The 13706-nt window shown below is 73.1% G+C and carries 20 protein-coding genes; 9 read left to right on the forward strand and 11 right to left on the reverse strand.

Annotation, left to right across the window (positions count from 1 at the left end):
* Window positions 1-229: 229 nt before the first annotated feature.
* Window positions 230-433, reverse strand: a complete 204-nt coding sequence (locus tag ACGFZP_RS35135; RefSeq protein WP_392940707.1) for a DUF397 domain-containing protein — start codon at window positions 431-433, stop codon at window positions 230-232.
* Window positions 426-1292, reverse strand: coding sequence for a helix-turn-helix domain-containing protein (locus tag ACGFZP_RS35140; RefSeq protein ID WP_392940709.1), 867 nt, complete (start codon window positions 1290-1292; stop codon window positions 426-428). The genes ACGFZP_RS35135 and ACGFZP_RS35140 overlap by 8 nt, the downstream gene beginning before the upstream one ends.
* A gap of 306 nt (window positions 1293-1598) precedes the next feature.
* On the opposite strand from ACGFZP_RS35140, the gene ACGFZP_RS35145 reads away from it, so the two are divergent.
* The 5 genes from ACGFZP_RS35145 (at window position 1599) to ACGFZP_RS35165 (ending at window position 3419) form a co-directional block, all read left to right on the forward strand.
* Complete coding sequence (locus ACGFZP_RS35145; protein WP_392940711.1) at window positions 1599-1979, forward strand: ATP-binding protein; 381 nt, start codon at window positions 1599-1601, stop codon at window positions 1977-1979.
* On the forward strand, window positions 1976-2236 hold the full coding sequence (locus ACGFZP_RS35150; RefSeq protein ID WP_392940712.1) for a hypothetical protein: 261 nt from the start codon (window positions 1976-1978) through the stop codon (window positions 2234-2236). Before ACGFZP_RS35145 ends, ACGFZP_RS35150 begins: the two co-directional genes overlap by 4 nt.
* Window positions 2224-2463 (forward strand): hypothetical protein, encoded by a 240-nt coding sequence (locus ACGFZP_RS35155; protein ID WP_392940714.1) that lies wholly within the window; start codon window positions 2224-2226, stop codon window positions 2461-2463. Before ACGFZP_RS35150 ends, ACGFZP_RS35155 begins: the two co-directional genes overlap by 13 nt.
* Entirely contained in the window at window positions 2460-2768 is a 309-nt protein-coding gene (locus tag ACGFZP_RS35160) for a hypothetical protein (RefSeq protein ID WP_392940716.1), read from the forward strand. The genes ACGFZP_RS35155 and ACGFZP_RS35160 overlap by 4 nt, the downstream gene beginning before the upstream one ends.
* 303 nt (window positions 2769-3071) lie before the next feature.
* Entirely contained in the window at window positions 3072-3419 is a 348-nt protein-coding gene (locus ACGFZP_RS35165) for a DUF6879 family protein (RefSeq protein ID WP_392940718.1), read from the forward strand.
* A gap of 42 nt (window positions 3420-3461) precedes the next feature.
* On the opposite strand, the gene ACGFZP_RS35170 is transcribed toward ACGFZP_RS35165, so the two are convergent.
* Genes ACGFZP_RS35170 through ACGFZP_RS35180 form a run of 3 tightly spaced genes read right to left on the reverse strand, consistent with a single transcriptional unit; the run spans window position 3462 to window position 5489 of the window.
* Window positions 3462-4229 (reverse strand): SDR family NAD(P)-dependent oxidoreductase, encoded by a 768-nt coding sequence (locus ACGFZP_RS35170; protein WP_392940720.1) that lies wholly within the window; start codon window positions 4227-4229, stop codon window positions 3462-3464.
* Between the two features lie 46 nt (window positions 4230-4275).
* Window positions 4276-4743, reverse strand: a complete 468-nt coding sequence (locus ACGFZP_RS35175) for an SgcJ/EcaC family oxidoreductase (protein ID WP_392940722.1) — start codon at window positions 4741-4743, stop codon at window positions 4276-4278.
* Window positions 4740-5489: an SgcJ/EcaC family oxidoreductase gene (locus tag ACGFZP_RS35180; protein ID WP_392940724.1), complete on the reverse strand. Its 750-nt coding sequence runs from the start codon at window positions 5487-5489 to the stop codon at window positions 4740-4742. Before ACGFZP_RS35180 ends, ACGFZP_RS35175 begins: the two co-directional genes overlap by 4 nt.
* A 105-nt stretch (window positions 5490-5594) precedes the next feature.
* On the opposite strand from ACGFZP_RS35180, the gene ACGFZP_RS35185 reads away from it, so the two are divergent.
* Window positions 5595-6041, forward strand: a complete 447-nt coding sequence (locus ACGFZP_RS35185) for a MarR family winged helix-turn-helix transcriptional regulator (RefSeq protein WP_392940725.1) — start codon at window positions 5595-5597, stop codon at window positions 6039-6041.
* A gap of 60 nt (window positions 6042-6101) precedes the next feature.
* Here the strand turns inward: ACGFZP_RS35185 and ACGFZP_RS35190 are convergent, their stop codons facing one another.
* On the reverse strand, window positions 6102-6827 hold the full coding sequence (locus tag ACGFZP_RS35190; protein ID WP_392940727.1) for a DUF4386 domain-containing protein: 726 nt from the start codon (window positions 6825-6827) through the stop codon (window positions 6102-6104).
* Between the two features lie 105 nt (window positions 6828-6932).
* Between ACGFZP_RS35190 and ACGFZP_RS35195 the strand changes: the two genes are divergently transcribed.
* On the forward strand, window positions 6933-7670 hold the full coding sequence (locus tag ACGFZP_RS35195) for a TetR/AcrR family transcriptional regulator C-terminal domain-containing protein (protein ID WP_392940729.1): 738 nt from the start codon (window positions 6933-6935) through the stop codon (window positions 7668-7670).
* Between the two features lie 80 nt (window positions 7671-7750).
* Here the strand turns inward: ACGFZP_RS35195 and ACGFZP_RS35200 are convergent, their stop codons facing one another.
* From ACGFZP_RS35200 to ACGFZP_RS35215, 4 genes are all read right to left on the reverse strand, one after another.
* Window positions 7751-8725: an ABC transporter substrate-binding protein gene (locus ACGFZP_RS35200; protein ID WP_392940731.1), complete on the reverse strand. Its 975-nt coding sequence runs from the start codon at window positions 8723-8725 to the stop codon at window positions 7751-7753.
* Window positions 8726-8808: 83 nt separating this feature from the next.
* Entirely contained in the window at window positions 8809-9645 is an 837-nt protein-coding gene (locus tag ACGFZP_RS35205) for an ABC transporter ATP-binding protein (RefSeq protein ID WP_392940732.1), read from the reverse strand.
* Window positions 9645-10718 (reverse strand): FecCD family ABC transporter permease, encoded by a 1074-nt coding sequence (locus ACGFZP_RS35210; protein WP_392940734.1) that lies wholly within the window; start codon window positions 10716-10718, stop codon window positions 9645-9647. Before ACGFZP_RS35210 ends, ACGFZP_RS35205 begins: the two co-directional genes overlap by 1 nt.
* On the reverse strand, window positions 10715-11785 hold the full coding sequence (locus ACGFZP_RS35215; protein ID WP_392940736.1) for a FecCD family ABC transporter permease: 1071 nt from the start codon (window positions 11783-11785) through the stop codon (window positions 10715-10717). Before ACGFZP_RS35215 ends, ACGFZP_RS35210 begins: the two co-directional genes overlap by 4 nt.
* Window positions 11786-11877: 92 nt before the next feature.
* Between ACGFZP_RS35215 and ACGFZP_RS35220 the strand changes: the two genes are divergently transcribed.
* On the forward strand, window positions 11878-12525 hold the full coding sequence (locus ACGFZP_RS35220) for an HAD family hydrolase (RefSeq protein ID WP_392940738.1): 648 nt from the start codon (window positions 11878-11880) through the stop codon (window positions 12523-12525).
* A gap of 9 nt (window positions 12526-12534) precedes the next feature.
* Here ACGFZP_RS35220 and ACGFZP_RS35225 read toward each other — a convergent pair whose 3' ends face one another.
* Window positions 12535-12783 (reverse strand): hypothetical protein, encoded by a 249-nt coding sequence (locus ACGFZP_RS35225; protein ID WP_387942260.1) that lies wholly within the window; start codon window positions 12781-12783, stop codon window positions 12535-12537.
* A gap of 492 nt (window positions 12784-13275) precedes the next feature.
* Between ACGFZP_RS35225 and ACGFZP_RS35230 the strand changes: the two genes are divergently transcribed.
* Window positions 13276-13659, forward strand: a complete 384-nt coding sequence (locus ACGFZP_RS35230; protein ID WP_392940740.1) for a cold-shock protein — start codon at window positions 13276-13278, stop codon at window positions 13657-13659.
* Window positions 13660-13706 lie beyond the last annotated feature (47 nt).

The raw sequence follows: 13706 nt of genomic DNA on the forward strand, positions 1-13706 counted from the left end.
CCCGGGGGTTCGCTGCCCACCCCAGCCGGCAATAAACTCTTAACGGCTAAACCCCTATTATATTTTTCTCACCCACACCGTTTTTTTTGGGGGGGGGGGGGGGGCGCGCCCCGCCCGGGGGGCGCGCGCCCCGCGCCGGCTGACAGCTGCGGAGTGGGAAGTCGGTGGGTCCGACTTTCCACTCCGAGGCGGCCCCTCGCTCGGGTCGAGCGAGGGGCCGCTGTTGGTCTTAGGTGGTGGGGTGGGTGTGGTGGTCGAACTCGCTGGCCTTGGCGCCTTGGAGGAACTTGGCGAACTTGGCGGGGGTGGTGCGGATGATGATGTTGCCGTCGTCGGACTCGCGGAGTTCGATCAGCCCGTCGACCACGCGCACCTCGACGCAGTCGGCATTCGCGCCGGAGTAGCTGGACTTCTGCCAGGTAGAGCTAGGCATGCTTGCCTTCCATTTCCTGCTTGATGGACCGAATGAAGTCTCGGGACTCTTCTTCGGGGAGGCTTGTAGAAGTCATCCGGGCGAGGGTGGAGCGAAATCTCGCGAGGTGGGCCGGGGCGTCGAAGAGCTGGCAGCCGGGCGACATGTCCATCTGTGCAGTGTCAAGGTCGGGGATCGGACCCTCTGCGTAGGTGAAGTTTTCGCTGGCGCTGGGCGGAGCATCGACGTTGAATGGAACTACTCGAACGGAGATGCTCGGACTCTCGGAGTCCTCAATGAGGCAGCCGAGCTGCTCGACCTGGACCCTTGCCCCACTGAACTGCATGCGCAGCGATGCCTCGTGGATGAACGCGGTGTATGGCGTCTTTCCGGAGCGGATGATGCGCTGCCTTTGCATGCGGAAGGCTGTTCTGAGGTCGATCTCGTGGTGAGACAGGGGCGGGAGTGCGCCTGAGAATACCGCGGTCGCGTAAGCCTCAGTCTGTAGCAGCCCCGGGATGAACGTGATCGTGTAGGTCGAGATCGTCCGCGCGTGGCCCTCGATCTCCGCTACGTGAAGGAAGTCCGTCGAGAGGGTTCCGTCGTACTCCTCCCACCAGCCGGCTTTCCCGCGTTCCGCGATGATGTCGACGAGAGCGTCGATCAGCGGCTGATTGGTGCACATGCACACTGCAGCGATAGTGCGGAGGCGTTCCGCGCTGATCCCGGTCTTCCCTGCCTCCATCTGCGTTACATGGGCTGGGCCGACTCCGATGGCGCGGGCGAGCTGACTGCCCCCGAGGCCGGCTTGCTCTCGCATCCTGCGCAGCTCGGCACCCAGGCGACGCTGGCGAAGAGTCGGGTTGGGGCGGAGTGCCATGACGTCCTCTCTGCGGGTATTGGTGCCAGTCTGCCGCGCTGGTGACGCGTGGGTCTATCGGGGTCTTGGTCGCGAGAGTAGCCACGGTAGGGGGAACTTCCCGATCGCCGCCACAAATTTGTGGCGGCGTGCGCTATGGTCGTTCTCACATCGATCCGACGGATCGTCAGTAACGCCTGTTTCCAGGGCAGTAGGCGCCTGCTGCCCTCGCACCGCAGAGCAGCCATGTCCTGGCCTGGCTCACGGTGGCGTATCCGCCGGTGATCGACGAACCCCTCTCCACTGACCTCATTCCGGAGGTTCCCCATGTGTGCCTTCAACCTGCCCGCAGTCCCGCCCGACTGGTCGGCCGCCCGCGAGGAGCTGCGCGACGCCCTCGCCGCCGCCTCCTGGCCCGACGACCTCATCCGCGACGCCGAACTCGCCCTCTGCGAGCTGTTCGTCAACGCCTGGCGCCACGGCGGCAGCCCCGCGCCGACCGTGGTCGTCGTCCTGCTCGCCACCCGCACCCTGCGGGTCTCCGTCGCGGACGGCAGCCCCAAGCTCCCCGAACCGCGCACGTCCGCCGATCCCTACGAGCTCTCCGGCCGGGGCCTGCACCTGGTCCGCTCCCTGACCGACCGCTTCGGGGCCAGCCCCCGCAAGAACGGCAAGGCCGTCTGGTTCGAGCTGGACTGCGCCGCATGAGCGCCGCCCACCGCGAGCCGATCGCCCCGGACGATCCCCGGATGCGCGACTACACCGACGCCCAGATCACCGCGCTCCTCGGCGAACTCCACACCCGCGGATCCGCGCTCGGCATCCGCTGGGGCTCCGCCACCACCGTGGGCGGCACCGTCGACGGCCGCATCCTCATCGACTTCGGCAACGCCCCCGTCGCCACCCTCCTCAACCTCCTCCACCTCCTGCGCGACACCGGGAGGAACGAGCCGTGGGAGTCCTGATCCCCCTCGTCACCGAGGCGATCCACACCGAGCGCACCACCGTCGCCTACCTCGCCGTCGAGCACGTCCCCGACGCCGCCCTCCAGCTCCGCCTGGCCGTCGACCTCGACATCCAGGCGGGCCCCGGCGAGCACCTCGCCCTCCCGCTCACCCGCGACCAGGCCCACGACCTCCTCCACTCCCTCGCCGCCCACCTCGGCCACCGCGTCATCGGGATCCGCCGATGAGAACCGGCACCGCCGGCTTCCTCGTCGGCGCGGCCCTGCTCACCCTCCTCGCGCTGGCCCTGGCCACCGTCGCCCTCGGCGTCCTCACCGCCCTCAAGGTCAACGACGACTCCCAGCCCCTCGCCCCGAAACCGATCACCCGCCACGGCCGCTGGGAACTGCGCCAACTCCCCGACGGCACCACCGAGTACGCCTGGATCGCACGCCAGGCCGGCCACTACGGCCCCGAAACCCACCACCGCAACACCACCAACACCACCACCGACACCGCCAACCCCAAGGGCCGCCACCGCATACCCACCTGACCCCACCCACGGCAACGGGCCCCCGCCGCAGAGGCGAGGGCCCGCCGCCATGAGCGGCGGCAAGGCGGGCAACGTGAACGATGACGAGGCCCACGCCGAAGGAGCAGAAGTCAGTGCCGGAGTTCGTTCCGCGGCAGAAGATCACCGCATTCATCAACGACGGCTTCGAGCACACCGCTTGGCGGCTGGAGACCAGGACGGGCTACCTGTCCGACCAGCTGATGCCCTCCTACGCGGTGTTCCTGCGGACGGGGGGCACCGCCGGGGGAGGTCGGTCACCCCTGGTTCGGGAACGTACGCCGCATGATCGGCAAGGGAAAGCGGTTCGAGCGCGTGCGTCTGGTGGACGACCCGCCGACCGAGGGGCAGCGCTACCTCCTGGCCTGTGCCCGGACGAACGTGGCGGCCGGCGAGGACATCCGCTGCATGTGGCGCTCCGAGGCCGAGGCGGCGGGTCTGGCCGGACTGTCCGACTTCTGGCTCTTCGACTCCCGCACGGTGGCCCGCTTTCACTTCGAGGGCGATCGGACGGTCGGGATGGAACTGGTCGACCCGTTGGAGGTCCTCCGGGCCTGTCAGGCCAGGGATGCCGCCTGGCACCACGCGACGCTCCACGCGGACTTCCTCGGCCCGGTACCCCCTGCCGAGTGAGCACCGAGGGCGGGGGCCGACAACGTGGGCCGGTGCGGTCCGTCAGCCGTGGCCGAGGGCGGCGAGGGCCGTGCGCCGGGGGAGGAGCCGGGCGGCGGCCGCAAGGATCCGCGCGCTGCGGCCCGCGACGACCGTGGGCCGCCGCCGCCGGTGCAGGGCGGCGAGCGCGGCGTCGACCACCCCTTCGGGCGTCTGGACCAGCAGGCCGGGCACGTCGCGATGCGGCTGCGACTCGGTGGCCGTCATCCCCGGGCAGAGGCCCAGTACGTAGACCCCCGCGGCCCGTTGCTCGGCCCACAGCGACTCCGAGAACGACGTCACGAAGGCCTTGGTGGCGCTGTACACCCCGAGCCCCGGGGCCGGGGCGAACGCGAGCGTGGAGGACACGTTCAGCAGGGCGTCGCCGGGTCGGGCCGCGGCCAGGAAGGCGTGGGCGAGGGCGACCAGGGCGTCGCAGTTGAGGTGCATCGCCTCCAGCGCCCGGGCGAGCGGCACGTCGGTGAAGCGCCCTTCCGCCGCTGCCCCGGCGTTGTTGACCAGCAGGTGCACGCGGCGGCTCGCGAACACCTCGGCGGTCCGCTCCCGGCCGACCGCGGTCGCGAGGTCCGCGACGAGGTACTCGTGGCCCGGACCGAGCTCCTCGGTCAGCGCGCGCAGTCGGTCCTCCCGGCGGGCCACGGCGATGACGTGGAAGCCCTCCGCCGCCAGCCGGCGGGCGAAGGCGCGGCCGATGCCCGTGCTCGCCCCGGTCACCAGTGCCGTGCGCCGCGGTGGCGGGTCGCCGGCCCCCGGTGGACTCGCTTCGGCCATCGTGGTGGTGCTCCTTCCAAGAGGTGGGCCCGGCAGGCCCGGCCGATCAGTGCGCGGCCGGCCGGGTGGCGGGCTGGAGGCGGAACGAGAGGGCCTCCAGGAGGCGCTTGCGCCCGGTCTTCTGGACGGCGGCGATCCGCCACTCGCCGCCCGGCTCCCGGACGACCGTGTACGTGGCGAGCTTGCCGAGGCGCTTCGGGCGGCCTTTGTGGACGTCGCCGCGGGTGAGGACGACGGCGGCGTCCGGGCCGAGGAGGCGGAGCTCGGTGATCTCCAGGCTCAGCTCGGTGCCCTTGAGGAAGCCGTCGAACAGGGCCTGGTGGGCGCGGCCGATCTCGGGCCCGCCCCGGTAGACGGTGCCGGTGTAGGTGACGTCGGTGGCGTCCGCGGTGAACTGCTCGCCGTAGGCGGCGCCGTCGCCGCGGCCCCAGGCGGTGCGGCTGCGTTCCAGCAGGGCGCGGATCGCGGCGGCGTCGGCCTCGCGGGCGGGGGTGGCGGGGGTGTGCGTGCTCACTTCTCGGCCTCCGGCCTGGTCGACGGGTCCCACAGGAAGGAGATGCGCTCCATGACGGACTGGCGCTGGGTGTTGTGGAAGGCGGCGATGCGCCAGCTGCGGTCGTTCTGGCGGACCAGCGTGTACGACTGCGTCTTGGACAGCTCGGCGGGCTTCTTGGGCTTGCCGGTGTAGGTGTCGCCGCGGCTGGTGACCACCGCGGTGTCGGGGCCGTAGAAGCGGATGCCGAGGAAGGAGTCGGCCAGCCTGGTGTCCTTCAGGAACCCGCCGAACAGCGCCCGGTGGGCCTCGGTGATGTCGCGGCGCCCCTGGTAGTGGGTGCCGACGTAGGTCGTGTAGGTGGCGTCGGCGGTGAAGTGCCCGCCGTATGCGGTGGCGTCGCCGGCCCCCCAGGCCTCGGCCAGCGAGTGCAGCGTGTCGCAGACCGCCCGCTGGTCCTCGGCCGCGGCCGATCCGGCGGGGGTGGGGGTGACGGCCGGGGCGACCGCGGTGCAGTCGCTCTGGCCGAGGTTCTGCACCTCGGAGGTGGCGTCGAGCCACAGGTAGCCGGAGCCGGCGGCCACGGCCAGCGCCAGCGCGGTCGCGCCGAGGACGCGCTTGACGGTGCGGCGGCGGGTGCGGCTGCCGGTACGGCGCCTGGGCGCCGGGTGGGCGGTGGTCGGCAGGTCGGCGGCGGGCGGCGCCCCGGCGGCAGTGGGCTCGGCCGGTTCGACGGGCCCGTTCGAAGCGTCGGTGGTGACAGGCATGGTGGTCCCTCCCGTGGTAACTTCCTTGAAGAAGTTACTGTGTCGAAGATTTCTCTTCTCTGGGGAAGAGATTATGGAGAGGGGGAGCCCGTGTCAACGCCTGCCATGCGATCCGACGCGAGCGAGGTCTACCGCCGGTACCTGAGCGCGGTGATGCTCCACGGCCACGCGAGCGCCCGGGCGTGCGAACTCGGCGCCACCGACCTCTACGCGCTGAACATCCTTGAGCTGACCGGGGCGATGACCCCCGGCGAGCTGAGCGCGCGCACCGGCCTGACGACCGGTCCGACCACCCGCCTGATCGACCGGCTGGAGCAGGCCGGCTACGTGCGCCGCGCGCCCGACCCCGGCGACCGGCGCAAGGTCATCGTCGAGCCGCTCGGCGGGCCCGCCGACCTCGACCGCGTCATGGGCCCCGCGCGGCGGCGGATCGGCGGGATCCTCGGGGGCTACTCGCCCGAGCAGCTCGAAACCCTCTTCGACTACTTCGTCCGCGCCGCCGAGGCCTACCGGGAGTCGGCCGAGCAGCTGCGCACCGGCGGCGAGGACTGACGCCGACGGGCCCCTCGCCGATCGGCGAGGGGCCCGTCACGTGCGGTGGAGCCGGGTGGATCAGTGGGCGGCCGCCACCGCGGCGAAGGTCCGGGCGTCCGTCGGCGCGGCGGCGGCGGGCGCATCGAAGCCCTTGGCGATGAGCCGGACGGCGAGCGAGACCTCCCACGCGAACACCGGCAGGGCGGCGAGCGAGCCCGGTACGGAGACCTGCTCGTAGAGCCCGAACAGCACGGCGGTCGCCGAGGCGCAGATCAGTGCGCCGCCGACCAGCCCCAGCACGGCGATGAACCGGGGCACCAGCCGCGAGCGGTACATCAGGTATGCCAGCAGCAGGGTGTTCATGCCCAGGGCGACGTTGGGGCCGAGCAGGAACGTCCAGTCGTGGACGGCCACCAGGGCCCGGTCGGCCGCGGCGAGGGGCGCTGCGCCGGTGCCCGGCGCTCCCGCCGGGCCCTGTCGCAGCGTCACCAGCGCCAGGACGCCGACGATGCCGACGGCGATGACGGCCGCCTCCATCAGGCGGCCGCAGACGTAGCCCAGCGCGATCGCCTCGCCGCGCCGCCGCAGGACGGGGTACAGGGCGACCCCGGTGCCGACGACGGCCGCCGCCAGGACCACCTCGCACAGCGCCCCGAGGAAGGCCCGGGTGTCGGCGCCGGGGACGATGACGGGCTCCGCCGCACCGAGCAGCGGGCGGTAGAGGGCGGCCCCCGCGATCGCGGCGACCTCGGTCACCAGGAACAACACGCCCGCGACCATCGCGGTCCTTCGCTCTGAGCCCATGGCCGGTTTCCTCTCCGTCCGTCGTCGGGTGTACGGCGTACACCTGGTGATTAAGGTAGGCGTACGCCGTACACTCGTCAAGTCCCTTCACGAGGAGAGGTCGAGATGGCACAGGAGGCGGAGACCGCCCGTCGGGTCCCCCTGAACCGGGAGCGGGTGCTGCGGGCCGCCGTCGCGCTCGCCGACGACAGCGGGATCGAGGCGCTCAGCATGCGCAGGCTCGCCCAGGAGCTGGGTGTCGTGCCGATGGCGCTCTACAAGCACGTGGCCAACAAGGAGCAGCTGCTGGACGGCATGGTGGACGCCGTCGTCGGCGGGATCGACCCCCCGCTCGACGGGCCCGACTGGAAGAGCGTGGTCCGCCACCGGATCCTCTCGGCCCGGCAGGTGCTGCGCCGCCACCGCTGGGCGTCCCGGGTGATCGAGTCGCGGCCCGGGCCGACCCCGGCCGTGCTGGAGTACCTGGACTCGATGATCGGGATCTTCCGGGCCGGCGGTCTCTCCGCCGATCTCACCCACCACGTGATGCACGCCCTCGGCAGCCGGCTGCTGGGCTTCACCCAGGAGCTGTTCGACGCGGCTCCGGACGCCCCGGGAGCCCCGGACGACGCGGCGGCCGCGGCGGATCCCGCCGCCCAGGAGGCCGCGCTCCGTGCGATGGCGGAGCGGTACCCGCACATCGCGGAAATGGCCACCGCCGCCGCCCATGTCGAGGGCTCCGGCGAGGGCTCCGCCGTCAGTCCCGGCTGCGACGACCAGTTCGAGTTCGAGTTCGCCCTGGATCTGCTCCTGGACGGGTTCGAGCGGCTCCACCACCAGGGCTGGACGTCCGTCGGCCGGTAGGCCGGACCGGCCCCTCCGGCGGTGAGGCCAGCTCCCGCGCTCAAACCCCGCGCTCAGGCCCCGCACCCAAGGCCTCGCGCTCAGGCCCCCAGGAACCGCTGGAGCTCGGCGAGGACGAAGTTGGCCCCGGTGTAGCCGATGCCCTGGAACCAGAGCCGGTCGTCGACCTCGAACGCCCGGTGGGCCCGGACGGCGCCCAGCGCCTGCCAGCCGGGGCTCGCCAGCACGCCGGGGGTGCCGGCCCGGCCCGGGTCGCCGTAGGTGGCGTACACCAGCAGGTCGGCGTCGGCCCGGGCGATCTGGTCGGGCGGGATCTCCACGTCGAACTGGTCGACGTTCTGGGTGTCCGGGCGGCCGAGTCCGACGTCGGCGAGCACCGTGCCGAGGAAGTTCTGCCGCCCGTACAGCCGGATCGGGGCGCCCTCGACGAAGCGGACCACGCTGACCTTGCGCCCGGCCGCCTTGGCGGAGGCCAGCGCCTGGACCGTCTGGGAGACGTGCCGCTGGTAGGAGCTCACGAAGGCCGCGGCCGCCGCCTGGCGGCTGAGCGCCTGGGCGTGCAGCTGGAAGTTCGCCTTCCACGGCGCACCCGTGGTCTGGCTCAGCACCGTGGGCGCGATCGCCCGCAGCTGGTCGTAGCGGGCGCCGTCCCTGGTCTGGTTGGAGAGGATCAGGTCGGGTCGCAGGGCGCGGATCGCGGCCAGGTCCGGGGCGCCGATGTCACCGACCCGGGCGATCCCGGCGAGCCGCGAGGCGGGCCAGTACCCGGGGAACCCGGAGTCCGCCGCCGCCAGCGCGACGCCGACCGGGGTGATGCCGAGGGTCAGCGCCGAGTCGAACTCGGCGGTGTCCAGGGCGACCACGCGCCTCGGCGCACCCGGCACGGCGACCGGCCCGGTGGCCGCGACGACGGTGACGTCGGGCACGGGCGTCGGGCTGGGCGTGGCCTCGGGCGGCGCACTGTCGAGCGGAGGCGCGGTGTGCCGTGTGCTGCACCCGGTGAGGGCGGCTGCACCGAGCCCCGCGAGCAGGGTGCGGCGGGAGATCGGGGGCATCGACGGTCCTCCGACGGGTTCGGACGGCGGGCTCGGACAGGGGCGGACGGCTGTCGGCGCGTCGATTATGTCCGAATTGCCCGCTAGGCGTCCGTCTTCACCGCCCACGGCGCGCCCGGGACGACCAGCGGGGTGCCGGTGACCGGGTCGGGGACGACCACGGACTCCAGCCCGAACACCTCGCGGACCAGCTCGGCCGTCACCACCTCGCCCGGCGCCCCCTGGGCGACGATCCGCCCGTCGCGCATCGCGATCAGGTGGTCGGCGTACCGGGCGGCCTGGTTGAGGTCGTGCAGGACCGCCACCACCGTCCGTCCGCGCTCGACGTTCAGCCGGCGCACCAGGTCCAGCACCTCCACCTGGTGGGCGATGTCCAGGAAGGTGGTCGGCTCGTCCAGCAGCAGGATGTCGGTGCCCTGGGCGAGCGCCATCGCGATCCAGGCACGCTGCCGCTGGCCGCCGGAGAGCTCGTCCACGCTGCGCTCGGCCAGCTCGGCGGTCGAGGTGCGCTCCAGCGCCTCCGCCACCGCCTCCTCGTCCTGTGCCGACCACTGCTGCCACCAGCTCTGGTGCGGCTGGCGGCCGCGCGAGACCAGGTCGGCCACCGAGATGCCCTCCGGCGCGGTGGGGGACTGCGGGAGCAGCCCGATCCGCTGGGCGATCCGCTTGGTGGGCACGCGCGCCAGCTCGGTGCCGTCCAGCAGCACGGCGCCGCGCGCCGGCTTCAGCAGCCGCCCGAGCGCCCGCAGCAGCGTCGACTTGCCGCAGGCGTTCGGCCCGACGATCACCGTGACCCGGCCCTCGGGCACCACCAGGTCCAGCCCTTCGACGACCGTGCGCGCCTCGTAGGCGAGGGTCAGGCCGCGGGCTTCGAGACGGGGGGCGGGCACCGGGCGGGCGGCCGTCGGCTGGGCGGACATCAGGAACCTCCACGGCGGATGGGGTTGCCCCCGGACGGAGTCCGGGAGCGGATCAGCAGCCACATCAGGTAGGGCGCGCCGACCAGGCCGGTCACCACGCCGACCGGCAGCTCGGTGGGCGCGAGCAGCCGACGGGCCAGCAGGTCGGCCAGCACGACCACCAGCGCGCCCGTCAGCGCCGAGCAGAGCAGCGGGATCTGGGCCGAGCGGGCCAGCCGCAGGGCGATCTGCGGCGCCATCAGCGCGACGAAGTCGACCGGGCCGGCCGCGCCCGCCGCGCAGGAGGCCAGCACGATGCCGAGCAGCGCCATGCCGAGCCGGATCCGGTCCAGCCGCAGGCCCAGCCCGACGGCGGTGGCGTCGTCGAAGGAGATCGAGCGCTGGGCCCGCGCCGCCCAGAGCGCCACCGGCGCGGAGGCCAGCAGCACCCAGGCGAGCCAGCCGGCCTGGTCGTAGCCGGAGCCGTTGAGGCTGCCGGTCATCCAGACCTTGGCGGCCTGCGCCTGGAAGCCGTCGCCCTTGGTGAGGAAGACGGAGGTGAGCGAGGAGAGCGCGACGCTGATGCCGATGCCGATCAGCACGAAGCGCTGGGCGTGCAGGCCGCGCCGCCAGGCCAGCGCGTACACCAGCAGGCCGGCTGCGAGACCGCCCACTACAGCCGCGTACGGCACCTGGCCGGTGGAGTCGACCACGCCGTACGCCATCAGGCCGACCACGACGGAGGTGGCGCCCCAGGAGACCCCGACCACGTCGGGGCTGGCCAGCGGGTTGCGGGCGACGGTCTGGATCAGCGCGCCGGCCAGGCCGAGCGCGGTGCCGACGAGCAGGCCGACCACCACCCGGGGGAGCCGGAACTCGCCGACCACCAGCTCGTGCGGGCTGGGCTGCCCGAGCACCACCTTCAGCACCTCGCCGGGCGGGACGGTCGACTCGCCGAGGCAGAGCGAGGCGACCACGGTGGCGGCGAGCGCCAACAGCAGCCCGCCCGCCGCGAGGGCGGAGCGGCGGTGCAGCAGGAAGGAGGCCCGGCCGGCGCGCAGCACGGTGTAGCCGCGCAGGGGGATCGCACTCACGCCGCCACCACCTTGCGGCGCCGGACCAGGGCGACCAGCACCGGCACCCCGACCAGGGCGGTCATCACACCGGCGGGCACCTCGGACGGCGGGAAGAGCACCCGGCCGAGCGCGTCGGCGAGCAGCAGCAGCGCCGGGCCGAGCACGGCGGAGAGGCCGAGCACCCAGCGGTGGTCGGCGCCGGCCACCGCGCGGGCGGCGTGCGGCACGGCGAGGCCGACGAAGGCGATCGGTCCGGCCGCCGCGACCGCCGAGCCGGTCAGCACGGTGGCGCCGAGCGCGCCCACCGCCCGGACCAGCCCGGTCTTGGCGCCGAGCCCCTTGGCGGTGTCGTCGCCGAGCGCCAGCGCGTCCAGGCCCCGCGCCACCGAGAACACCAGCACCGTGCCGACCAGCAGGAACGGCAGCAGCTGCCAGGCCACGTCGGCGGTCCGCCCGGAGAGCGAGCCGACGTGCCAGAACCGGAACTGGTCCATGGTGGCGGCGTCGGTGGTGAGCACCAGGGTGTTCAGCGAGGCGATGAACGCGGACATCGCGGAGCCGGCCAGGGCCAGCTTGATCGGGGTGGCCCCGCCCCGGCCGCGCCCGGCCAGCCCGTACACCAGCACGGTGGCGAGGACGGCGCCGGCGAAGCCGAACCAGACGTACCCGGTGAGCGTGGAGATCCCGAACCCGGAGATGGCCACCACCACGCCGGCCGCCGCGCCCTGGCTGACGCCGAGGATGCCCGGGTCGGCGATCGGGTTGCGGGTGATTCCCTGCATCACGGCCCCGGCCAGGCCGAGCGCCGCGCCGACCGCGAGGCCGACCACCGTGCGCGGCACCCGCAGCTCGCGGATCACCACGGCGTTGGTGGAGTCGCCGCCGTGCAGCAGCGCGTCGACGGTCTCGCTGAACGGGATGGTGCGGCTGCCGACCGCCAGGCTCAGCAGCACCGCGGCGACCAGCAGGGTCAGCGCGGCGGCGAGCCACAGTATTCGGCGCCGCAGCAGGCGCCGCTTGCCGGGCGCGGCGGCCGGTGCGGGGCCGGGCCCGGGGACGGGCGCAGGCGCGATGGTCTCGGTCATGGGCTCGCTCTCGCAGATAGCTCAGGCAAACCTAAGTTCCCTGCTGAAGCCGGGGCAAATCGCCTGCCGACCCGGTTGGATAGCCTGACGGTATGCCTACGCCCCCGGATGCCCCGCTCACCGTCGGCTTCGACCTCGACATGACCCTGCTGGACACCAGGCCCGGGATCAGGGCGACGTACGTCGCGCTGGCGGCCGAGACCGGCACGTACATCGACGCGGACCTGGTGGTGACGCGGCTCGGGCCGCCGCTCCTGGACGAGCTGCGGAACTGGTTCCCGGCCGAGCGGGTGCCGGCGGTCGCCGACCGCTACCGCGAGCTGTACCGGGAGCACGCCTTCGCCCCCACCGTGGCGCTGCCCGGCGCCTACGCCGCCGTCGACGCGGTCCGCGCCCACGGCGGCCGGATCGCGGTGATCACCGGCAAGTACGAGCCGAACGCCCGGCTGCACCTGGAGCACGCGGGCCTGCACGCGGACGCGCTGGTCGGCGACCTCTGGGCGGAGACCAAGGGCGACGCACTGCGCGAGCACGGCGCGAGCGTCTACGTCGGCGACCACCTCGGCGACATCCGGGGCGCCCGGCACGCCGACGCCGTCGCGGTCGGGGTGGCCACCGGCCCGTACGGCGCCGCGGAGCTGCTGGCGGCCGGCGCGGACGTGGTGCTGACGGACCTCACGGAGTTCCCGGACTGGCTGGCCGGCCACCTGGCCACGGCGAACCGGACCAGGGCGAACTGAAGACGGGTCCTAGGCCCGGGCCTCGGCCCGGGCGCGGACCCGGCGGCGCTGGGCGCGGGCGGAGAGCAGCAGCCCGGTCAGCGCCAGCAGGAAGCCCAGCGGCATCAGCATGCTCAGCCAGTACGCGGCCGTCGGCAGCGGCGTGAGGTCCAGGAACAGCGGGACGAAGGTGACCAGGGTGGCGAGCGCGCCCAGCCCGAAGACGATCGTTCCGGCCTTGACGTAGGCGTCGCCGCGGTCGGTGCTCTGGCTGCTCATCGGGTCGCTCCTCTGCGGTCGGTCTGCCCCACGGGCGGGTCCAGTCTCGCAGAGGCCGCCGACGACCGGGGCCGCGGACGACCGGGGCCGCCGGGGTGACGCCGCCGACGACCCCGCCGGGCGTGCGGGTCGTCACGTTGCGCAGTTTCTCGGCAGCTGGGAGTTTTGATCCCTGCTGGGCGGGGGTATGCAGGCTGTGCCGAGGGGCGCGACACCCGCGCCCCGTCTCCTCAGACCGGGGGTGTGAGCCAGTGGAAAGCGCGAAGTCGCGCCCCGGCCATGCCAGTCCCTGGTCGCCCGCGGCCGGCAGAGCCCCGTACGGATCTTCCGCGGAACGCGGATGAGGCAGTGACGGACCGTTAGTCTGCTCTCTACAGCGTGCTGACCATGAGCGCTCCCAGGGTGGAGCGGCGGTCGGCCCGCCCTCCCCACCACCCAGAGATCCCCGGCCAGGGCCGGGATCCCTCACACCCACATCGAGGACTGTTCGAGATGCCCACCGGCCAGGTCAAGTGGTTCAACGAGACGAAGGGCTTCGGCTTCCTGTCGCGCGACGACGGCGGCGACGTCTTCGTCCACACCAAGGCGCTGCCCGCCGGTGTCACCGTGCTGAAGCCGGGCCAGCGGGTCGAGTTCGGCGTGGTCGCGGGCCACCGGGGCGACCAGGCGATGGGCGTGCAGCTGCTGGACGCGCTGCCGTCGGTGGCCGCCGCCCAGCGCAAGAGCCCGGACGACATGGCGGCGCTCGTCCAGGATCTGATCTCCATCCTGGACGGGGTGCTGCCGGGCCTGCAGCACGGCCGGTACCCGGCCAAGCCGGCCGGTCAGCAGCTGGCCGTCCTGCTGCGCGCGGTGGCGGAACAGTTCGACGTGTGACGCCGCTCGTCCCGGCCTGGAGAACCGGTCGGGGAGCGGTCCGAAGG

It is taken from the genome of Kitasatospora sp. NPDC048239 (assembly GCF_043202015.1).
GTDB lineage: Bacteria > Actinomycetota > Actinomycetes > Streptomycetales > Streptomycetaceae > Kitasatospora.